This is a genomic window from Paenibacillus sp. sgz302191, assembly GCF_057749925.1.
Genome location: NZ_JBYLHY010000005.1, coordinates 177,985 through 198,258, shown reverse-complemented (window position 1 = coordinate 198,258; position 20,274 = coordinate 177,985). Strand labels below are relative to the sequence as shown.

The 20,274-nt window shown below is 54.9% G+C and carries 19 protein-coding genes; 14 read left to right on the top strand and 5 right to left on the bottom strand.

Features of this window, described 5'->3' with window-relative positions:
- Positions 1-141: 141 nt before the first annotated feature.
- The 3 genes from adhE to pflA are packed head-to-tail and all read left to right on the top strand — an operon-like array spanning position 142 to position 5,837.
- Positions 142-2,751, top strand: coding sequence for a bifunctional acetaldehyde-CoA/alcohol dehydrogenase (adhE, locus tag AC3G2T_RS09460; protein WP_474680000.1), 2,610 nt, complete (start codon positions 142-144; stop codon positions 2,749-2,751).
- Positions 2,752-2,783: 32 nt separating this feature from the next.
- Positions 2,784-5,054, top strand: a complete 2,271-nt coding sequence (pflB, locus tag AC3G2T_RS09455) for a formate C-acetyltransferase (protein ID WP_474680001.1) — start codon at positions 2,784-2,786, stop codon at positions 5,052-5,054.
- A 30-nt stretch (positions 5,055-5,084) separates the two neighbouring features.
- Positions 5,085-5,837, top strand: coding sequence for a pyruvate formate-lyase-activating protein (pflA, locus tag AC3G2T_RS09450; protein WP_488435267.1), 753 nt, complete (start codon positions 5,085-5,087; stop codon positions 5,835-5,837).
- 67 nt (positions 5,838-5,904) lie between these two features.
- Here pflA and AC3G2T_RS09445 read toward each other — a convergent pair whose 3' ends face one another.
- On the bottom strand, positions 5,905-6,111 hold the full coding sequence (locus AC3G2T_RS09445) for a hypothetical protein (protein ID WP_474680003.1): 207 nt from the start codon (positions 6,109-6,111) through the stop codon (positions 5,905-5,907).
- A gap of 961 nt (positions 6,112-7,072) precedes the next feature.
- Positions 7,073-7,933, bottom strand: coding sequence for a polysaccharide deacetylase family protein (locus AC3G2T_RS09440; protein WP_488435266.1), 861 nt, complete (start codon positions 7,931-7,933; stop codon positions 7,073-7,075).
- Between the two features lie 167 nt (positions 7,934-8,100).
- Between AC3G2T_RS09440 and AC3G2T_RS09435 the strand changes: the two genes are divergently transcribed.
- From AC3G2T_RS09435 to AC3G2T_RS09425, 3 genes are all read left to right on the top strand, one after another.
- Positions 8,101-8,649, top strand: coding sequence for a hemerythrin domain-containing protein (locus AC3G2T_RS09435; protein ID WP_474680006.1), 549 nt, complete (start codon positions 8,101-8,103; stop codon positions 8,647-8,649).
- A gap of 13 nt (positions 8,650-8,662) precedes the next feature.
- Positions 8,663-9,199 (top strand): ribosome hibernation-promoting factor, HPF/YfiA family, encoded by a 537-nt coding sequence (gene hpf, locus AC3G2T_RS09430; RefSeq protein WP_488435265.1) that lies wholly within the window; start codon positions 8,663-8,665, stop codon positions 9,197-9,199.
- 178 nt (positions 9,200-9,377) lie between these two features.
- Positions 9,378-9,914 (top strand): DUF1003 domain-containing protein, encoded by a 537-nt coding sequence (locus tag AC3G2T_RS09425; protein ID WP_474680008.1) that lies wholly within the window; start codon positions 9,378-9,380, stop codon positions 9,912-9,914.
- Between the two features lie 39 nt (positions 9,915-9,953).
- On the opposite strand, the gene AC3G2T_RS09420 is transcribed toward AC3G2T_RS09425, so the two are convergent.
- Complete coding sequence (locus AC3G2T_RS09420) at positions 9,954-10,982, bottom strand: acyltransferase family protein (RefSeq protein WP_488435264.1); 1,029 nt, start codon at positions 10,980-10,982, stop codon at positions 9,954-9,956.
- A gap of 182 nt (positions 10,983-11,164) precedes the next feature.
- On the opposite strand from AC3G2T_RS09420, the gene AC3G2T_RS09415 reads away from it, so the two are divergent.
- Positions 11,165-11,617, top strand: a complete 453-nt coding sequence (locus tag AC3G2T_RS09415; RefSeq protein WP_474680010.1) for a hypothetical protein — start codon at positions 11,165-11,167, stop codon at positions 11,615-11,617.
- Positions 11,618-11,775: 158 nt separating this feature from the next.
- Positions 11,776-12,033 (top strand): hypothetical protein, encoded by a 258-nt coding sequence (locus AC3G2T_RS09410; protein ID WP_488435263.1) that lies wholly within the window; start codon positions 11,776-11,778, stop codon positions 12,031-12,033.
- Between the two features lie 165 nt (positions 12,034-12,198).
- On the opposite strand, the gene AC3G2T_RS09405 is transcribed toward AC3G2T_RS09410, so the two are convergent.
- Positions 12,199-12,990: a Crp/Fnr family transcriptional regulator gene (locus AC3G2T_RS09405; protein WP_488435262.1), complete on the bottom strand. Its 792-nt coding sequence runs from the start codon at positions 12,988-12,990 to the stop codon at positions 12,199-12,201.
- A 296-nt stretch (positions 12,991-13,286) separates the two neighbouring features.
- On the opposite strand from AC3G2T_RS09405, the gene AC3G2T_RS09400 reads away from it, so the two are divergent.
- From AC3G2T_RS09400 to yunB, 6 genes are all read left to right on the top strand, one after another.
- The gene (locus AC3G2T_RS09400) at positions 13,287-13,718 is read left to right on the top strand and encodes a GAF domain-containing protein (RefSeq protein ID WP_488435261.1); all 432 of its coding nucleotides are present in this window, start codon (positions 13,287-13,289) and stop codon (positions 13,716-13,718) included.
- Positions 13,719-13,781: 63 nt separating this feature from the next.
- Positions 13,782-14,435 carry a response regulator transcription factor gene (locus AC3G2T_RS09395; RefSeq protein ID WP_474680013.1) on the top strand — a complete coding sequence of 218 codons (654 nt, stop codon included), beginning with the start codon at positions 13,782-13,784 and terminating at the stop codon, positions 14,433-14,435.
- Complete coding sequence (locus AC3G2T_RS09390) at positions 14,428-15,534, top strand: PAS domain-containing sensor histidine kinase (protein WP_488435260.1); 1,107 nt, start codon at positions 14,428-14,430, stop codon at positions 15,532-15,534. The genes AC3G2T_RS09395 and AC3G2T_RS09390 overlap by 8 nt, the downstream gene beginning before the upstream one ends.
- 635 nt (positions 15,535-16,169) lie before the next feature.
- Positions 16,170-17,000, top strand: a complete 831-nt coding sequence (locus tag AC3G2T_RS09385; RefSeq protein WP_488435259.1) for a formate/nitrite transporter family protein — start codon at positions 16,170-16,172, stop codon at positions 16,998-17,000.
- Complete coding sequence (locus AC3G2T_RS09380) at positions 16,997-18,274, top strand: class II aldolase/adducin family protein (protein WP_488435258.1); 1,278 nt, start codon at positions 16,997-16,999, stop codon at positions 18,272-18,274. Before AC3G2T_RS09385 ends, AC3G2T_RS09380 begins: the two co-directional genes overlap by 4 nt.
- Before the next feature lie 89 nt (positions 18,275-18,363).
- The gene (yunB, locus tag AC3G2T_RS09375) at positions 18,364-19,164 is read left to right on the top strand and encodes a sporulation protein YunB (RefSeq protein ID WP_488435257.1); all 801 of its coding nucleotides are present in this window, start codon (positions 18,364-18,366) and stop codon (positions 19,162-19,164) included.
- Positions 19,165-19,188: 24 nt separating this feature from the next.
- Here yunB and AC3G2T_RS09370 read toward each other — a convergent pair whose 3' ends face one another.
- On the bottom strand, positions 19,189-20,241 hold the full coding sequence (locus AC3G2T_RS09370) for a M23 family metallopeptidase (RefSeq protein WP_488435256.1): 1,053 nt from the start codon (positions 20,239-20,241) through the stop codon (positions 19,189-19,191).
- Positions 20,242-20,274 lie beyond the last annotated feature (33 nt).

The window sequence follows — 20,274 nt, the reverse complement described above, 5'->3', positions numbered from 1 at the left end:
TCACGAATATAGCCGCCTGCGAAGCTTCATTTGTGATTTTTCTCATAGTTGCAGCCCTCCAAAAGCGGTACTCTTTGTGTAGAAACAAACACAACATTAGGTTATTCACCCATTATTGATCATATAAAGGAGTGGAAGAAGATGGCAGTTAAAGAGAGCCAAGTAAACGTACAAATTTCCGCAAAAGACGAAGTGAACCAACTGGTGGCAAAAGCGAAGAAAGCGCAGCAAGCTTTCCTCGAGCTGAACCAGGAGCAGGTTGACGCCATCGTTCAGCAAATGGCGCTGGCCGGCATCGACCGGCACATGGTACTGGCCAAGATGGCCGTCGATGAGACCGGGCGCGGCGTGTACGAGGACAAAATCACGAAAAACCTGTTCGCGACCGAGTACATCTACCACAGCATTAAGAACAACAAAACCGTCGGCGTCATCGAGGAAAACGTCTATGAAAGCTACCGGATGGTGGCGGAGCCTGTGGGCATTATCGCCGGCGTTACGCCAGTGACGAATCCGACTTCCACCACGATGTTCAAAGCTTTAATCGCGATCAAAACGCGCAATCCGATCATCTTCGCCTTCCATCCGTCCGCTCAGCAATCGAGCGCAGCGGCGGCCAGAACTTTGCTGGAAGCCGCGGTCGCCGCAGGCGCTCCCGACAACTGCATCCAGTGGGTGCAGTACCCGTCCCTGGAAGCGACAGGGCTGCTCATGAACCATCCCGATGTGGCGCTCGTGCTTGCGACGGGCGGATCTTCGATGGTCAAAGCCGCCTACAGCACAGGCAAGCCGGCGCTCGGGGTCGGACCCGGCAACGTGCCGTGCTTCATTGAGAAGACGGCGAACCTGCCGCAGGCGATCAATGATCTGATTTTGTCCAAAACGTTCGACAACGGCATGATTTGCGCTTCCGAGCAGGCGGTCATTCTCGAAGAGGCGATCTACGCCGAGGCGAAAAAGCTGATGATCGACCAGGGCTGCTATTTCCTGAACAAGGAAGAGACCGAAGCCGTGTCCAAGCTTGTGATCAACAGCGAAAAATGCGCGGTCAACGCCGTCATCGTCGGCCAATCGGCGGTCAAAATCGCCGAGATGGCGGGCATCAAAGTGCCGGCATCGACGAAAATTCTCGTCGCCGAGCTGGCCGGCGTCGGCGAAGCTTACCCGTTGTCCGCCGAGAAGCTCAGCCCTGTGCTGGCCTGCTACAAAGTGAAAACGGCGGAGCAGGGCATCGAACGGGCGGCGGAAGTGGTTCGCTTCGGCGGCATGGGCCATTCCTCCGTCATCCATTCGCAGAATGCCGATGTGATCGGCGCGTTCTCCGCGAAGCTGCAGACGGGGCGCGTCATTGTCAACTCGCCGTCGACGCACGGCGCGATCGGCGACATATACAACACGAACCTGCCGTCACTGACGCTCGGATGCGGTTCGTACGGCCACAACTCGACGACCTCCAACGTCAGCGCGGTCAATCTGATCAACGTCAAACGGGTCGCCTACCGCACCGTCAATATGCAGTGGTTCAAAATTCCGCCTAAAGTGTACTTTGAAAAGGGCGCGACGCAGTACCTGGAAAAAATGCCCGACATCTCCCGGGTCATGATCGTGACGGACCCGATGATGGTCAAACTCGGCTATGTGGAGCGTGTCGAATACTATTTGCGCAAACGCCAGCTGCCTGTCTACATCGAAGTGTTCTCCGACGTAGAGCCGGATCCGTCCGTGGATACCGTGGAACGCGGCAGACAGGTAATGGCTTCCTTCCAGCCGGACTGCATCATTGCGCTCGGCGGCGGCTCGCCGATGGACGCGGCCAAGGCGATGTGGCTGTTCTACGAATACCCGGATACGAGCTTCGATGCGCTGAAGCAAAAGTTCCTGGACATCCGCAAACGCGTGTACAAATATCCGCGGCTTGGCAACAAGGCGAAGTTCGTGGCGATTCCGACAACGTCGGGTACCGGTTCGGAAGTAACCTCGTTCGCGGTCATTACCGACAAGGCGAAAGGCAATACGAAATATCCGCTGGCCGATTATGAGCTGACGCCGGACGTGGCGATCATCGACCCGGACTACGTGTACAGCCTGCCGAAAACGGCGGTGGCCGACACGGGCATGGACGTGCTGACGCATGCGATCGAAGCTTACGTATCGGTGATGGCCAACGATTATTCCGACGGCCTGGCGATGAAGGCGGTCCAGCTCGTGTTCCAAAATCTTGAAAAATCGTTCGCTACCGGCGATCCGGTTGCCCGCGAAAAAATGCACAACGCCTCGACGATTGCCGGCATGGCTTTTGCCAACGCCTTCCTCGGCATCAACCACAGCCTGGCGCACAAGTGGGGCGGCGAATACCATACGGCTCACGGCCGCACCAATGCGATCCTGATGCCGCACGTGATCCGCTACAATGCGCAGAAGCCGACGAAGTTCGCATCGTTCCCGAAATACGATCATTTCGTCGCCGATCAGCGCTACGCCGAAATCGCGCGGATGCTCGGACTTCCGGCCAAAACGACGGAAGAAGGCGTGAACAGCCTGATCGATGCGATCCGCAAGCTGAACAAATCGCTCGGCATTCCGGAGAAATTCCAGGATCTCGGATTCGACGCCCAACAGTTCGAATCGCGCGTCGACTACTTGGCCGACCGGGCTTTTGAGGACCAATGCACGACGGCCAACCCGCGGATGCCGCTGGTGACGGAGCTTGCCGACGTGTACCGCAAAGCGTTCTACGGCAAATTTGAATAACCGTTAATACCAATTGATAGGAGGTCACAAACATGGCGATTGAGGAAAAAGACATCGCGATCCAGGCCGGCAAAGCCGGCTCCTGGAAAGGGTTTAAAGGCGGCAAGTGGGAAAAAGCAGTCGACGTCAAGGATTTTATCGATAAGAACGTGGCTCCGTATCTGGGATCGGGTTCCTTCCTGGCGGGCCCGACCGAAGCGACAACCGAGCTGTGGCGCATCGTCAGCGAGCTGACGCGCCGGGAGCGGGAAAACGGCGGCGTCCTGGATGTGGATGTGAACACCGTATCCACGATCACTTCCCATGCGCCGGGTTACATCGCGAAGGATAAAGAAAAAATCGTCGGCGTTCAGACCGATGCGCCGTTCAAGCGTTCCGTGCAGCCGTTCGGCGGAATCCGCATGGTCGTCGACGCCTGCGAAGCTTACGGCTTCAAGCTGCCCGAGGAGCTTGTCCGCCTCTTCACGGACATCCGCAAAACGCACAACCAGGGCGTGTTCGACGCCTACACGACCGAGATGAAAACCGCCCGCAAGGCGGGCATCATCACAGGTCTGCCTGATGCGTACGGCCGCGGGCGGATCATCGGGGACTACCGGCGCGTCGCGCTGTACGGCGTTGACCGCCTGATCGAAGCGAAGCGCGCCGATCTGGTGCAGCTCGAGGTCGATGCGATCACCGAGGATGTCATCCGGCTGCGCGAAGAGCTGTCCGAGCAAATTCGCAGCCTCGGCGAGCTGAAGCAGATGGCGAAGTCCTACGGCTTCGACATTTCACGGCCTGCCGCCAGCGCGGCGGAAGCCGTGCAGTGGCTGTACTTCGCCTATCTGGCCGCCATCAAGGAGCAGAACGGCGCGGCGATGAGCCTTGGCCGCGTATCCAGCTTCCTCGATATTTATATCGAGCGCGATTTGCAGGAAGGCGTGCTGACGGAAGAGCAGGCGCAGGAACTGATCGACCATTTCGTCATGAAACTGCGCATCGTGAAGTTTCTCCGCACCCCGGATTACAACGAGCTGTTCAGCGGAGACCCGACTTGGGTAACGGAATCGATCGGCGGGATGGGGCTGGACGGAAGGACGCGAGTGACGAAAAACTCCTTCCGCTTCCTGCATACTCTGTACAATCTGGGACCGGCGCCTGAGCCGAACTTGACCGTACTGTGGTCGACGCAGCTGCCGGAAGGTTTCAAAGCTTACTGCGCCAAAGTATCGGCGGAGACCAGCTCGATCCAGTACGAGAACGACGATCTGATGCGTCCTTACTATGGTGATGACTACGGGATCGCCTGCTGCGTATCAGCGATGCGTATCGGCAAGCAGATGCAGTTTTTCGGAGCGCGCGCCAATCTGGCTAAAGCGCTGCTGTATGCGATCAACGGCGGCGTGGACGAGAAGCTGGGCATTCAGGTCGGACCGCAGGCGGCGCCTGTCCTGTCCGATGTGCTGAGCTATGAGGAAGTCGCGCCCAAATTCGACCAGGTGATGGAATGGCTGGCCAAGCTGTACATGAACACGCTCAACGTCATCCACTACATGCACGATAAATATTGCTACGAACGGCTGGAAATGGCGCTGCACGACCGCGAAATTTTGCGCACGATGGCTTGCGGCATCGCGGGATTGTCCGTCGTCGCGGACTCGCTCAGCGCGATCAAATATGCGCGGGTGCGGCCGATCCGCAACGAGCGCGGCATTGCCGTCGATTTCGAGATCGAAGGCGAATATCCGCAGTACGGCAATAACGACCCGCGGGTCGACGAGATCGCCGTGCAGCTTGCCGAAACGTTCATGAACAAGCTGCGCAAACATAAGGCGTACCGCGACGCTCTGCCGACGATGTCCGTGCTGACGATTACGTCGAACGTCGTCTACGGCAAAAAAACCGGCAGCACGCCGGACGGCCGCAAAGCCGGCGAACCGTTCGCGCCGGGCGCCAATCCGATGCACGGACGCGACCGCAAAGGCGCGCTGGCCTCGCTCGCTTCCGTGGCGAAAATTCCTTACGAGCACTGCCTGGACGGCATCTCGAACACCTTCTCGATCGTGCCGAAGGCGCTCGGCCGCGAAGACGAAGCGCGGATCGCCAATCTCGTTGCCATGATGGATGGCTACATGGCCAGCGGAGGGCATCATCTGAACGTCAACGTGTTCGACCGGGCGCAGCTGCTGGACGCCATGGAGCATCCGGAGCAGTATCCGCAGCTGACCATTCGCGTATCCGGGTATGCGGTCAACTTCATTAAGCTGACCCGCGAGCAGCAGCTCGACGTCATTCACCGCACGTTCCACGGCACGATGTAAATTTTAGACCAAGAGAGGAGCGCAGAGCCGATGAAAGGACGCATCCATTCCTTCGACACCTTTGGCACCGTTGACGGGCCAGGCATCCGCTTTGTTCTGTTCATGCAGGGCTGCGCGCTGCAGTGCAAATACTGTCACAATCCCGATTCCTGGGATATGCATGCAGGCAGACAGATGGACGTAGAGGAAATCATGCAGGAAATTGAGCCGTATTTGGAATATTACCGGCGTTCGGGCGGAGGCATTACGGTGACGGGCGGGGAGCCTACTTTGCAGGCTCCCTTCCTCGCCCGATTGTTTGCCGAGATCAAGCGGCAGTGGGGGCTGCACACCGTTCTGGACAGCAACGGCTTTTGCGAGCCGGGACACGCAGAGGAACTGCTTGCGGCAACGGATCTGGTGCTGCTCGATTTGAAGCAAATTCATCCTGACAAACATATTTCGCTGACCGCGCAGCCTAACGACCGGATCAAGCGGTTCGCCTATCATCTGAGCGAGATGAATAAACCGATGTGGATCCGTCACGTGCTCGTCCCCGGCTGGACGGACGATTACCAGGACCTGCTTGAGCTTGGGGCGTTCATCGGCTCGCTGCGGGGCGTGGAAAAGCTGGAGCTGCTGCCCTATCACCGCATGGGCGTCTACAAGTGGCAGCAGATGGGCAAGGCATACCCGCTGGAGCATGTTCAACCGCCAACCGACCGGGAAGTAGCCCGGGCGAGGTCGATCATAGAACTAGGCATTAGCATGCAGCAGTCCCAAACAGCTCAAATATCCGATTAAAAAAAATAAGCAGCCGCCGATTCGATAACGTTTCGGTGGGCTGCTTATTTTTTATAAAGCTTCAGCGTCACAGCAAGTATTCCTCCTGAAGCCCGATGCGGTGCAGGTAGTCCAGATGGCCGTCCGTCTGCTCCGGCGCGGCATCATTGCCGGCTCCGGCGGCAGGCTGACGGTTTCTTTGAATGCCTCCCGCTTTTTCAGCCAATACGGCTCCGCACTCACAGCAAAATTCGTCGCGCAGCATTTCATAGGCATCGGGTTGTGTCGTTTTCATATGAATCACTCCTTGTCCGGTTTCTACTTTAACTATACCTTGTGCGTCCGAATAAGTATGTGATTATTTTCACAAATGAAGAGGAATTTTTTGTGCCGTGCCAAAAAGGCTTGTCTCGATGAAGCCCACAAGCCTGAAGAATGAAGGGGGTGACCGCCGTTATGCGGCAGCACTACAACGCGCGCACCCGGGTATCGCATACAGTTGCCGGCAAATGTACCATGGCAGCAGCCGCTAGCGAAGCGGCTCGGAAGCCCGCAACCCCCGCAACCCCTGCAGATCCCGTAACCCCCACAGAAGCCACAGAAGCCACAGAAGCCACAGAAGCCACAGAACCCCGCAACCCCTACCCCCTCGCAAAAACCTACACCTCTCGCCGATCGCCGCAATCTGCCTGACTGCGCGAAGAAAACCTGCAAAAATACATCTTTTTGCTCGTTGCTACGCCGCAACGAAAAAATTCCTGCAATTGTGCAGGCTTTTTGTCGCAAACAGGGGCTCAGGTTCATTTTCATCGAAAATTCCTGCACTTTTGCAGGTTTTTCGCCAAAATGAACCACTAACGCAGAAAAAACCTGCACTTTTGCAGGTTTTCTCTCGGCCAAGCCGGCCAAGCCCAAGCCGCTTCGCGCACCTTCTGTGCAGCACCGCAACCTGCGCGGAAGGAGGTGTCGCGTTGGGAAAGAGCGGCCCCTCCAATAATCCAAAAAATGGGGCGGTTTTTTGAGGCTTTTTGAGGCTATCCCCACGCTTGTGCCCGCGCAGCCAGCCCCTCCTCCTCTGTCACCTCAAACGTAATCTGCTGCATTTTCTCAAAAAGCGGTCCATTTGGGAGAAGCCTGCGTTTGTGCAGGAATTATCCGTCGGAGAAACCGTGGGAGACGAGATTTTTCCTGGCTGTTGAGAAAGTCCAAAGGATTGCCGCTTTGATCGCTCCCCATATCCAAGAGGCGCAGTCTGCTTATCTCTTCCTCTGCAAATCGCGCAGCTCGCGCCAGCCGATGATGCGGATTCCCTCTTTTCGTATCGTCTCCTGTACATCCGGGTCGAGGAACACGTCGTATTCAAAACGCCGGTATGCCCACGTATCTGTTATCGCTTTCAGCTCATCCGTATCGAGGGAAGGGTGGAACAGCAGCTCCGTCACGCCGGGCCTGATGCTTTTGATCAGATCGACGGCCGTCTTCTTGACGGTTTCGTAGCCCACTTTTTCCGGGTAGTAAAAAGGCAGCATGAGCACTTCGTTCGGATGGACAATTCCTTTCTCTTTCGCTTTTTGCGCGACGCTTGCCACATTGGCAGCCGGCACCTCAAAACGGGGAGGACCAGCCATAAAACGGAACGGCAAGTCATACTTTTCGGCCAGCTCCAAATACAGGTCCAAATGGTAATGCAGCGTTCCCATATGAGTGTCCAGATGGGTAGGATCCACGCCTAAGCGAATGGCCGTCTCGATTTGAGCGACGAGCTCTTCCCTGATTTGTTCCAGGTCCGCATGTATGACGTAAGTGGGATCAGCCGGAAAATGCCCGTAATCGTCAACGAGCGTGTCTACGTTACCGCTGCGCGATACGGGTCCCCATTTGTACGAGGGCCATTCGCTTGTCAATGTCAAGTGAATGCCTACGTCGAGAGCGGGTCTGCTTGCAGCGGCGCGAGCCGCTTCCAATGCCCATGGGCAGGGTACCATGAGCGTCGCAGAGGAAATCACCCGCTGTTCCAGCAAATGCAGCACCGCCCGGTTGGTTGAATGACACATTCCAAAATCGTCTGCGTGCAAAATGAGATATCGTTCCGTTTGCAATGAATCCAAATTGGCCATATGATTCCTCCTCCTGACATTCCGTAATAACTTCCACTATAATACAAAAATAACGATCCCGCAGCATCCAGTATTTTTTTCTGATGTGAGGAATCGCACAGCGGAAACAGGCGAGCCGGTTTACTATGAAATTAGGAACCAACTGCATGATCATGGAGGGATCGCATATGACGCTTAAGTCTACCGGCTACAAACTGGGAATGGCCTCAACGAATCCGAATAAACTGAGCTTTGCCGTGGAGCGCTGGAAAGATGAGCATCATCGTTTGCGGGCCAAGATCAAAATTTTGGAAACGCATGCCAAAGAGATCGGCCTGATGGATAACGCGGAGCAACGTCTTGATATACTTTCAAAATTGAAGCAAAGCACGGCCGGATTTATGACGGAACTGAAGCGGCACGCCGAATGGGAGGATAAGGAGTTTTTTGCCTTTCTTATCGAGTACATGAGGCGCGATCCCGTTCCTACCATAATGCCTTCCTTTTGGGTATTGGAAAGGGACCATGAGCTTGCCGATTCGTTTTTTCAGTCGTTTCACGAGTCGGTAGGCCAACTGCTCGCCCGCAAAAACACAAGAAAAGATCAAGCGGTGGAGGCGGCCTCCCATTTGCTGCAGGCGTGCCTTATTTTAAACGACCATTTGACGATGGAAGAACAGCTTGTACTGCCTTTGACGGAAGAAGTTTTCACGGATTTAGACTACTTTTTCTCATAGGAGGATGAGAGCGATGAAACTGATCGTCCACGGAAAAAACTTGCAGGTGACTCCGGCTTTATACGAATACGCCGAGCGGAAGCTGGGCCCTCTGGGCTCCTGGTTCGATGAAACGTGCGAGCTGCATGCAGTGCTGTCCGTACAAGGGCATAAGCTGCAGCATGTAGTCGAGGTGACTGTCACCTGCCATGGCTTGACGCTGAGAGCGGAAGAACGGCGCGAAGATATGTACGCTTCTCTCGATCTGGTTGCTGACAAACTGGAGCGGAAAATCCGCAAGCTCAGAGAGAAGCTGAGATACCGCGTTCGCCATCAGGGGGGATTGAAAGACCTGGCTGTCGTATCGGGGGCGCAGGAGCCGGAGAAAGAGCCGTTTGAAGTTGCCCGGGTGAAGACCGTTACCGTCAAGCCGGTCGATATCGAGGAAGCTATTTTGCAGATGAACCTGCTGGATCATAATTTCCACCTCTTCTTCAACCGCGACTCCAACAAAACGGAGCTTGTGTACAGACGCAATGACGGGTCCTATGGACTGATTACGACAACCTGACATAGAGCACGGCATTCCGTATTAAAGGCTATTCTCTAGGCGGTTGAACAAGCCGCTTCAGGGGATGGCCTGTTTTTGTTTTCCAATTGTTTCAAAAGGGAGATGCGCTTCTTCTAAAAGAGCGGAATAAGCTTTATAATTGATTCCATGTACGGCTTGCCGCGAAGGAGGAGAGAAGTTGGAGACAGAACAGGCAAAGGATATAAAAGATTACAGCGCGCGTTTAAACCGTTTGGTGGATGATTTTGAGACGCACATTCATAAAAGTTTGAATGATGAGTATATAAAGTCAACCAAATGGTCCGATAAGCTGGCGGACAACATTGCTGAATTCGGCGGAAGCTGGAAATTTATCAACGTATTTTTTGCAGTATTGGTGTTATGGATTATCGTCAATTCCCTTTCCTTCACTAAAGCGATTCATTTCGACGAATTTCCGTTTATTTTATTAAATTTGGTCCTGTCTTTTCTCGCAGGATTTCAGGCGCCGATCATTATGATGAGCCAAAACAGGCAAGCCGCAAGGGACAAGCGGGAAGCCGTCATTGATTTTGCCATCAACTACAAGGCGGAGATGGAAATTGACGACATGCAAGGGCATTTGCATAGGCTTGAGGCGGATTTTGCCGAGTTTAGAGCTGAAGTCAGAAATGAGCTGGCGGAAATCAAAGAGCTGCTGAAAAACAGGCCGGCAAGCGAAGAAAGCGGCTGCTGAATTGAGCAATTCGACCGTTCTTGTGGAACGGTCTTTTTTTCATGTCTTTTTCCTGACGGAATAGTGGTGGAAAATGGCCCGGTTCAGCCGGTCCAAATCCGGCTCGATCAGCGGGCGGCTGAGCCGTCTCACCCATGCCTGGGACAGCATCCAGGTCAGGACGCCCGCTGCGAGCAGCACAAGCGCAACGTGCAGCGGTCCGCTGACGTAGGCATAGATGCCGGTGGCGATCGCTGTTTTGATCGCGAGCCCCTGCAAAAGAAACACGTACCCCGTGTGCGGGCCCCAGGAAGTGAGGATGCTCCGCATCCGCGGCACAAAACTTAGAAAGCAGACGGAAGCTGCGATCTGGAGCGCGTAAATGCCCAGGCGATAAGCGCCGGCGGCCCAGCCTGCCGCATTTAATTGGCTGTACGTAAAGCTGCTGTAGAGCCATTTGGGGTCGAGTGGAACGGCATATAGGGCAATGGCGATAGCAGCAGCCGCAACAATGCCAGGCCCTCGGAGGGCGCGGATTTTCGCCGGCCACTCCCCGTCAAAGCGGAAGTAATAGCCGGCCAGAAAGAACGGGAAGAAAACCAAAGTTCTCGAAAAACTGAGAATAGCGCCCGAAAAAGGCAAATAACCCGCCAATATCCCGATCGCAAAGGCCGCCGCCAGCGGGTGTTTGAACGAAACGAAAACCCGCAGCAGCAGACGCCAGCAAAGATGGCTGAACAAAAACCACAGCAGCGAGTACGGAATAAAAAACGAGTACCGGATGCCGGGAGCGTGAAACACGAGCACATCCATCAACGAGTAAATGCTTTGGAATACAAGATACTGGTGAAAAATCGTCCTCAGGCTTTTTAAGCCGCTGCCGTCGAACCGAAAGCCTTTTGCAAAATAGCCCATCGCAAACACGAACATCGGTATATGAAAAGTGTAAATCGACAAATACAGCGTATTTACTGCTCTATTTTGATCAATAAGCGGTTCGAGGCAGTTGGCGATTACAACGAGCAGGATCAGCAAAAATTTGGCGTTCAGCATAAAAGTGTCCGACGCTTCTTTGCCTGCGTTATCCATATTAGTTCCCTCCGTCAGCATAGATGTCTTCCAAAACTAGACTAAATCCGCAGCCGAAATGCAGCTATGATAAAAGTCACGAGATAGTCAAATCCGGTGTGACTTGCTTCACAGAGCATCAGACAGCGGAAACGGTATGATGAAGGTGTAACTTGACGCGACGCATTGAAGGAGGTTTTACCATGGTTATCGATATGAGTGCTCCGATGCCGCAGCTTCAACAGTTCATCGCCGAGCACGAAGCGTTGAAAAAAGAAGTGGATGCCGTTCAGGATAAAGCGGATCTGATGGTCAGCCAGCTCGGCACCGAGCGCTGCAGGATGCTGCTGGAAGAAATCCGGGCGGAGATGGCGGTTATCTTGCGCCAGCTTAAGGAGCACGAAGTTTGGGAGGGCTGCGTATCCCGGGAAACAGGTCCGGCATTGGCGACGACCAAATGGGTTTTGGAAGAAGACCATAAACTGGCGGAACGGTTTGTCAAATCATTTATTCACGCAGCGGACAACTGCTGCACATCCGATATTAAACAGCTGACCGAGGCGGCTTCCCTTCTGAGCGTGGCTTGCTCGGTTTTGGCGGATCATCTGGTTTCGGAAGAGGAGCTGTTCCAGGGCTACCTCGAAGAACGGCATTGAACACCGCCTGCCGGAACTGCTGGACCAGTCCGTTAGTGCTGGGAACCTGCGGACCATAACGCAGACTAATCTGTCGTCCTGTACGAACTACTAGCTGGAACTGGACGCATCCAGTTGGCGATGAGCGAAAAGCCTGCAAAAGTGCAGCCTTTTGCTCGTTGATTCGCTTGCAGCGAAATATTCCTGCAAAAGTACAGTTTTTTTCGCCGATGGGTGGGCTCAAGCCCCTCAAAATTAAAAATTCCTGCACAATTGCAGGAATTTCCCCAAAACAAGCCGCTTGCAGCGAAAAAGCCTGCACTTTTGCAGGCTTTTTCGCTGCAAGCGGCTTTGCGGTCAGCGCAGTGGCCGGCGCAGTGGCCGGCGTTGCGGTCAGCGTTGTGGTCGGCTCTGCACTCGGCCAAGCCGCTCAATGAAAAGCCGCGCCGTCTTCCGCGGCAGCACGCCAGATATGGCTTCGCGCCCATATCTTTTCGCACTGCGCGCAGCACCCCGCGCGCGGTGTTGCGCTGCATGACGGCGGTCGGTCGACCGCGCCGGAAGACGCCCCTACGCCGGGCAAGCCGGCGAGAGCGGCTGCGCTACATCCGGCAAATTTCCGCCGGGCAGTTCTCGCAGTGGCATATATCCTGCAGGTAGGCCAAATCTTTGATGACGATGAGGCCGTTCTGAAACTCGACGGCTTCTTCTTTTCGCATATCGCTGAGCATCCGGTTAACGCTTTCCCGGGTCGCTCCGATCATATCGGCCAGCTCCGTATTGTTGATTCTGTAGTCGATCCGCGTATGTTCCCCTTGCGGCACGCCGTAGGAATTGCTGAGCCGGATGAGCAGCGAGCAAAGGGCGCCGGGCTTGCCGTACATCAGCAAATCGCGAAACTTCGTTTCGGTCATCCGGTGCATGAGCCCCATCCATTTCATGAACTCGACGGCCAAATCCCCGTGCTGCCACAGCACAACTTCCAGATCTTTACGCTGGATCATGCCGATCTCGCTGTTTTCCGTAACCTCTGCGCTGAAGCTGTGCATCGAATCGCGGAACGGGTCCATCTGGCCGAACAGATCGCCGGCTTGATGCAAATACAGAATGAAGCTTTTGCCCGTGTCCGACAGCTTCGTAATGCGCACGCCGCCTTTTTTCACAAAATAAAGCTTATCCGCGGTTTCGCCCTCCCAGAACAAATAGTCCCCTTTATTGGCGTGTCTCGTATACATGATGCTTTGCAGCCTCTCGAAGTTTTCCTCCGAAAAAAATTGCGCTATCCCTTTACCGGCCCGGCTTTCGGTTCCGATCCCTGCTCCCGTTCCCCCGCAAGTTGCCGCTCCCGCTTTTTTACATCCGCCCACCGTTTGTTTTTCTATGCAATTCGTCATCTTTCCGCCGCCTCCTCGATTATGTTTCGCTTACATTTATCATAGCGCAGCAGACCGTTTTTGATTATCGGGGGTTACGCTGATCTTTTCGGAAAAATTCCCCTAAAAGTTTGTGAGAAACATCACAGCATTACGCTTTGGAACTGCAATGAGGCGGGGAAACAGCCGCCATCGCCGGGAAAATCCCTGAGCACGATTTCGGGGTTTTCCCTGACATACAAGTTCTCTGCAAACGGCTACAATTAAGAGTAAAACATTGTGCCCGGTTGAGCATGAAAAAATGGGAGGTGGTCGTCATGACAGCAGAGGCAAGCATCCTGCATGTGTTAGAGCGCTTGCGCAGCCTGACTTCAAGCGATTTTATCGCGTGGGCTCCCGTAACGGGACAGCTGAAGTCCATCCGTTGGAAATATGCATTGGGCAGCCGGAACGACCGCATACAGCATATGCGAATCAAAAAAGGATACGGCCTGGCCGGAACGGCCGTCAAGCTGGAAAGAATGATCAGCCTTGACGATACGCATTCGGATGCGGACCGGTTAAGGCAGCATTGCCCGGTCATGTTGGCCGAGCATTTGCATACCGCTGCGGCGATTCCGGTCAAGCACAGCGCTGTGCTGACGGGCTTGCTCTATATCGGGAAGCGCACGCCGCCAGGGTACCGGGAGGAAGAACTGAATGAGGTCAGCAGCATGCTGCACAGCATGATGGGCGAAACGGATCAGTGAATTCCCTGATGGGAGCTCCATTTTCTGCTACAATAGTAGAGAAGACTCGGGAGGAGGACGGACATGCCGAAAATTTTGGTCGTTGACGATCACGCTGTTGTGAGATCGGGTCTTATGATGCTGCTGGACGGCAAGCATCAAATGGAAGTGATCGGCGAAGCGGCGGACGGGGATGAAGGCATCCGGGCCGCGCAGCGCCTGCAGCCGGACGTTATCCTGATGGATTTGAACATGCCGCATGGCAAAGACGGGCTGACCGCGACAGCCGAGCTGAAAAAATTGATGCCGCAAGTCGCCGTGCTGATTTTGACCATGCATGACGATGACGAATATTTATTCCGGGCCATTCATGCCGGCGCATCGGGCTATATTCTCAAAAGCGCCCCGCACGAAGAGCTGCTGAACGCGATACGTTCGGTTTCGGAAGGCAACGCTTATTTGTACCCGACCGCTACGAAAAGGCTGATGAGCGAGTATATCGACAAACTCAAGCACGGCGAGAACGGCGGCACGTACGAGTCCCTTTCGGAACGCGAGAGAGAGGTGCTGGCTTTGATTGCCAAAGGCTATTCCAACAAGGAAATTGCCGAGCAGCTTATCATCAGCGTGAAGACGGTGGAAACCCACAAGAGCAATGTCATGGAAAAGCTGGGCCTGAAAACGAGGCCGGAGCTGGTGAAATTCGCTTTGAAGAAAGGGCTGTTGAACTTTGAATAACGAGCGAAATGAGCAGCGGCAGACGGCTATAGGGGAAAATGTGCCGGATATTTTGGCCCGGTTGGACGAACAAATCGCCGATCCTTCTTTTCAGGAGGAGGTCAGACAGTCGCTAAAGCAGTTGGCCGATGTGAAATTCGCCCTTGACGAGTCCTCCATCGTTGCCATAACCGACCATAAAGGAAGCATTCAGTATGTGAACGAGAAGTTTTGCGAGATTTCCAAATTTTCGCGTTCCGAGCTGCTGGGGCGGGATCACCGGATCATCAATTCCGGGTATCACGGCAAGGAATTTATGGCCGATCTGTGGAAAACGATTTCCTTGGGCCAAATATGGCGCGGAGACATAAAAAACAAGGCCAAGGATGGATCGTATTATTGGGTGAATACGACGATTGTGCCGTTTCTCGATCGGGAGGGCAAGCCCTACCGGTATTTGGCGATTCGCAGCGAAATGACCCGGCAAAAGAAAGCGGAGGAAGAGCTCCAGCTGATGATGACGCAGGTGATGCAGATTCAGGAGGAGGAGCGACGGAGATTTTCCCGCGAACTGCACGACGGCGTGGGTCAAAGCCTCTTCTCTCTGCTGATCCAAATGGACCGGCTGATCGGTGAAGACGCGAACCCCGAGCTGGGCAAAATCCGCCAAACCGTCTCCAATATTATCGAGGAGGTCCGCGATTTGGCCTGGGAGCTGCGCCCGTCCGTTTTGGACGATCTTGGCGTGCTTCCCGCGCTCAGAACCTACATCGACAATTACACGGAGCATTATGGCATCCGCGTCCAATTAACGAGCAACTTGCGCAAGCGGCTGGGCGCGCTGGAGGAAACCGCGATTTACCGCGTGATCCAGGAAGCGCTCACGAATATCGCCAAATATGCGGACGTGTCCGAAGCGCAGGTCGAGGTCCGCGACCACGACGCTTATGTGGAAGCGCGCATTGTGGACGAGGGCAAAGGCTTTATCCGCAACCGCGGCTCCAAAGGAGTCGGCTTGTTCAGCATGGAAGAAAGGGCCAAAAGCATCGGCGGACAGCTGACAATCAGCTCGGCCGCAGGGAACGGGACGGCGATTACGCTGATTGTGCCCAAAAGGTAAGCAAGGGTACATGTCCCGGAGTGAGAAGCGGCGCTTATGAAGCTGTCTCAGGAGACACTTTGTTAGGACTAGGGGAACCAGAGGGGACCCTAACCTAGGGGGACAGCCGCTTTTTCCGGGTGCGAGCCTGTCCTGGCGCAGGTCGTGGAACTGCGCCAGGGGGCAGGAAGCAGCTTGAAAGGGAGAAAACCTGCGAAAGTGCAGGTTTTTCCTGATAAATTCGTTTATTTTGGCGAAAAGCCTGCAAAAGTGCAGGAATTTTCGCTGAAAGTGAATCTGAGTCCATGTGTTCGGCGAAAAGCCTGCACTTTTGCAGCAATTTTTCGTAGCCAGCGATCAAGGACGCAAAATCATGTATTTTTGCAGTTTTTTTTCGCGCAGTCAGGCAGATTGTAGCGCTCACCTCTGACGCGGGGGTTTTTGGGCAGCTTGAGAAATAGGAATAGTTCTGGAAGCCGATTTTTTCCGTCAGCTCATAGTTTCGGTAACGACCGTCCTTCAGTACAGGATTCCCGCGGCAGCGGCGGGAGTCCGTATCCTTTTTTCTCGTCTATGATTGTGATAATTTTCACATACTATGGCGCGCTTTTTTTCTATACTGAGGTCGAGAAAGCTTCGTTGGAGGTGCGTGCGGTATGGGGTTTGCGAAGCCTGAGACCATTTGGGAATATGCTGCAGCCGCCGGCGAAAAGAAGGCGCATATGAGCCTGGGACGCCAGCTCTCGCTCGGTTTTTTGGGAGGAGCCTACATTTCGCTCGGCTTTTTGCTTTACATCAGGGTAAGTGCCGCGTTTCCGCCTTTGTGGAGCGGGGTCGGCGGATTAATGGGGGCCGCGCTGTTTCCTCTCGGGCTGATTCTTACCTTGCTTGGCGGCGGCGAGCTGCTGACGGGCAACATGATGGCGGTACCCGCCGCTTACCTGGCCAAGCGGATAAGCTTGAGGAGCGCGGCCTGGAATGTGGCCGTCATTACGGTGGCGAACTTTGCCGGAGCGCTGTTCGTCGCCTACGCGTTCGGGCATTTGGCGGGATTGACCGAACAGGGGGTTTTTGTCCAAAAGCTGGCCCAATTGGCGCATGTCAAAACGGAAGAGCCGTTTGTGGCCGCACTGCTGTCGGGGATCGGCTGCAATTGGCTCGTCGCCCTTGCGGTTTGGCTGTCCTACGGCGCCGAGGACGGCGCGGGTAAAATAGGCGGCATCTGGTTTCCGACGATGGCGTTTGTGGCGATCGGGTTTCAGCATGTGGTGGCGAACATGTTTGTGATCCCCGCCGCGATCTTCGCCGGGCAGTCGAACTGGAGCGCTTATGCGAGCAATTTTGCGCCCGTTTTTTTGGGCAACCTGATCGGCGGAGCTTTGTTTGTAGCGGGAATATACGGACTGGCTTACCGAAAGGAAACAACAGGCGGCAGCGCCGCCGCCGATTTTACGAAAATTAGCGAACCGGGGAGGAAGGAAGCATGAAGGACGAACTGCTGCATCCGGCCGATCAAATTTTGATGATGATGGAACGAATTTACGGGTACGGGATGACGACGACATCGGGAGGAAACATTTCCATTCTCGACGATAACGGCGATATGTGGATTACGCCTGCCGGCATTGACAAGGGTGAGCTGAGCCGCCGCGACATTGTGTGCGTAAAGCCCGACGGAACCGTAGTCGGACACCATAAGCCTTCGAGCGAGTACCCGTTCCACAAGCTTATTTACCGCAAAAGAAACGATCTCAGGGCGGTCGTTCACGCTCACCCGCCTGCGCTCGTCGCATTCAGCATCGTGCGAAAAATTCCGAATCTTTACGTGCTGCCGAGCGATCATCTGATTTGCGGCAAAGTAGGGATGGCGGCCTACGGCCTGCCCGGCAGCGAACGGCTGGGGGAAAACATTGCGGCTGTTTTCGAGCAGGGGATAAACACCGTAATGCTTGAAAATCACGGCGTTGTCGTCGGCGGACGGACGCTGTTCGAGGCGTTCATGGCTTTTGAGACGCTTGATTACTGCGCCAGACTGGAAATTAACGCGCGGCGGATCGGAACGCTGCAAACTTTGGCTCCGGAGCAGCTCGGGACGAAACCTGCCGCGTCCATCCCGGACTTCGTTCCCGACCGCTGCACGACAAAAGAAAAAGAAATCCGCCGCGACATGTGCAAGTTCATCCAGCGCGCCTACGATCAGAAACTGTTCACCAGCACCCAGGGAACATTCTCCCAGCGGATCGACGAGCGTTCGTTCGTCATTACGCCGTACAACCGGGACCGCAAATACCTGGAAGCCGAAGACCTCGTCAAAATCGAAGACGGGCGCAAGGAGGCCGGCAAAGTCCCGAGCCGTTCGGTGCTGCTGCACCAGTATATTTATGAAATGCAGCCGCATATCGAATCGATCATTATGGCCCATCCGCCCCATATTATGGCGTTTGCCGTCACGGATGCGAAACTGGATTCGAGAACGATTCCCGAGAGCTATATTTTGCTCAGGGGGCTGCCCAAACTGCCGTTCGGCGCGACGTTCCTATCTCCCCGGGAGACTGCCGCAATGTTCACGAAGGAGGTTCCGGTCGTCATAGCGGAGAACGATTGCGTCATCGCCACCGGGCACAGCCTGCTGCACGCCTTCGACCGGCTCGAAGTGGCGGAGTACAGCGCCAAAGCCGTCATCGCCACCGAATGTCTGGGATCTATCATCCCGATCGATTCCGGAAAAATCAGGGAGATCGAGGAAGCCTTCCGGCTGTAGGCGCTGCCCGGCAGCGGCGATTTCCTTCTTTTTTGGCCTGCCGCCGCATAAAGTGGTAGTAATGACAAGCAGGCTAAGGGGGGAATCGGATGCTGCGAAGACGGCGGTGGAGAAGCAGGCCGACGGGCAAAGTAAGCCGCAAAAAGGTGCTGCTCATCGGGCTTCTCATCTTTGTCTTGTTTGCCGTTCAATCGTTCGCGTTCGTGGAGCGCAATTTGCGTCCTCCGCTGATGAATTTGGCCAAGGTGCGCATCAAGCAAATCGCGACGGAATCGATCAACAGGGCAATCGCGGAAAACGTTGCAAGGAAGGTGAACGCCGAGCAGCTGATGGATTGGAAAACGGATAAAAACGGGAAAATTACCGGGTTTATGCTGAATTACGCCGAACATATGCGGATTACTTCGGAGACGGTCAACACCGTGCAGAGCGAGCTGAAAAATCTTCGCTCCGTTTCGGAGCACATCCCGCTCGGGATGGCGATGAACAGCGCCGTCCTGGCGTCTTTCGGTCCGGACGTTCCGATCCGCCTGCTGCCTGTCGGCAGCGTGAAGGTGGATTTGAACACGCGCTCGCAAAACGCAGGCATCAACATGGTGCTGTTCGAGGTGTATGTGCGGATCATTGCCGAGGTGTCCGTCATTATTCCGTTCGACTCGGATTCGGAAATCGTCGAAACGGAAATTCCGATTTCCTACTCGCTGGTCGTCGGCGATGTGCCGACCTACTATTTTGACAACAAAGGCAACCCGGTTGGCAGCAGCAAAGATGCCGTTCCTCCGAATTTGTCGCTCCCCGTCCAGCCGCAGTCGGGCGCAGCCGTCCCGAAGGCCGATGTACCGGCGTCCGCCGACAAAAAAGAGGAGCAGTCCGAGCCCTCGTCCCACTAAGGACGATCAGCCCGGACTGCCGTTTTACTTGCTTTGCAAGCGGGCGCTCTCTTCCCGCTCCCATTTGCGCAAGTACGGATACGGATCGAAGCTCCACTCGTTCAAGCCGTTATCGCGGTAAAGGCCGAAATGCAGGTGAGGCGGAAACTTGCCCGATGTGCCGGGTTTGCCGTAGCCGGAGCTGCCCACCCATCCGATCGGCTGCCCGGGCTTGACGATATCGCCCTCTTTGAGCCCTTTTTGGAAAGCGGACAGATGCGCGTAATAATGGTAAATGTTATCCACATCGCGGATTCCGATCCGCCAGCCGCCGTAAGGATTCCAGCCTTTTTCCTCGATAATGCCATAGCATGTGCTGCGTACCTGGACGCCGTGTCTGGCAAACAGGTCGGTGCCTTCATGAATCCGGTCGCCGCCCCAGCCCCGGCTTGCTCCCCAAGTGCTGCGATACGAATAATCGGCCTGCAAAGGAAGCGGGAACGCGTGCTCGTTCAAATCAAGCGTGCCAAAAGTGCTGTAAATCCGGGCAAACTGCTTGATTCGCTGCACGCTCAAAGTATTTTGATAATAATTCCACAAATTGATCTGCATATCGTCTTCGCGGGTCCCGTCCTTGCTGATGATGGCCGTCATCGAAGCGAGCACATCCATATCGTTATTGCGGTCGGCCGCGCCGTCGCCGGAGCCGTCCCGGCCATAGCCGTGAAACAGCGCGATCGAATGCGGATTCGTATCCTGCTGATCAGGGTTCAGCAAACCGCTCCATTCGGCTTCGGCAAAATAAATGTTTAACAGCCCTTGGCGCGCAGGCCTTTTGCGGGCGATATTCAAACTCCGCTCATATTGGTCGACGGCGGCCAAGTAAGTCCATGGGATGCCCGTGACAAGACTTGTTTTTTCGAATAATTCTTTGCGGTCCGCCGCGATTTTTTTCATGTCTTTTGAAGAAACGGGGGCCGCCGACTGTGCGGTTTGAGCGCTTTGCGCCTGCAATTTATCCGCCTGCATGCCCGGTTCGGTTACGATGAGGAGGCAGCTGAGAACGAGAGCCCGCGGCCAAACATGTCTGCTTTTCATCTCTACCATCCTTCCTGGAATGTCAGTTCCTAG

Bases quoted from the DNA above. Each gene is read 5' to 3' on its own strand.
- AC3G2T_RS09445 (WP_474680003.1), bottom strand. From the start codon at position 6,111: ATGAAAACGACACAACCCGATGCCTATGAAATGCTGCGCGACGAATTT.
- pflA (WP_488435267.1), top strand. From the start codon at position 5,085: ATGAAAGGACGCATCCATTCCTTCGACACCTTTGGCACCGTTGACGGG.
- AC3G2T_RS09440 (WP_488435266.1), bottom strand. From the start codon at position 7,933: ATGGCCAATTTGGATTCATTGCAAACGGAACGATATCTCATTTTGCAC.
- AC3G2T_RS09415 (WP_474680010.1), top strand. From the start codon at position 11,165: ATGGTTATCGATATGAGTGCTCCGATGCCGCAGCTTCAACAGTTCATC.
- AC3G2T_RS09435 (WP_474680006.1), top strand. From the start codon at position 8,101: ATGACGCTTAAGTCTACCGGCTACAAACTGGGAATGGCCTCAACGAAT.
- yunB (WP_488435257.1), top strand. From the start codon at position 18,364: ATGCTGCGAAGACGGCGGTGGAGAAGCAGGCCGACGGGCAAAGTAAGC.
- AC3G2T_RS09395 (WP_474680013.1), top strand. From the start codon at position 13,782: ATGCCGAAAATTTTGGTCGTTGACGATCACGCTGTTGTGAGATCGGGT.
- hpf (WP_488435265.1), top strand. From the start codon at position 8,663: ATGAAACTGATCGTCCACGGAAAAAACTTGCAGGTGACTCCGGCTTTA.
- AC3G2T_RS09405 (WP_488435262.1), bottom strand. From the start codon at position 12,990: ATGACGAATTGCATAGAAAAACAAACGGTGGGCGGATGTAAAAAAGCG.
- pflB (WP_474680001.1), top strand. From the start codon at position 2,784: ATGGCGATTGAGGAAAAAGACATCGCGATCCAGGCCGGCAAAGCCGGC.
- AC3G2T_RS09380 (WP_488435258.1), top strand. From the start codon at position 16,997: ATGAAGGACGAACTGCTGCATCCGGCCGATCAAATTTTGATGATGATG.
- AC3G2T_RS09385 (WP_488435259.1), top strand. From the start codon at position 16,170: ATGGGGTTTGCGAAGCCTGAGACCATTTGGGAATATGCTGCAGCCGCC.
- AC3G2T_RS09420 (WP_488435264.1), bottom strand. From the start codon at position 10,982: ATGGATAACGCAGGCAAAGAAGCGTCGGACACTTTTATGCTGAACGCC.
- adhE (WP_474680000.1), top strand. From the start codon at position 142: ATGGCAGTTAAAGAGAGCCAAGTAAACGTACAAATTTCCGCAAAAGAC.
- AC3G2T_RS09400 (WP_488435261.1), top strand. From the start codon at position 13,287: ATGACAGCAGAGGCAAGCATCCTGCATGTGTTAGAGCGCTTGCGCAGC.
- AC3G2T_RS09370 (WP_488435256.1), bottom strand. From the start codon at position 20,241: ATGAAAAGCAGACATGTTTGGCCGCGGGCTCTCGTTCTCAGCTGCCTC.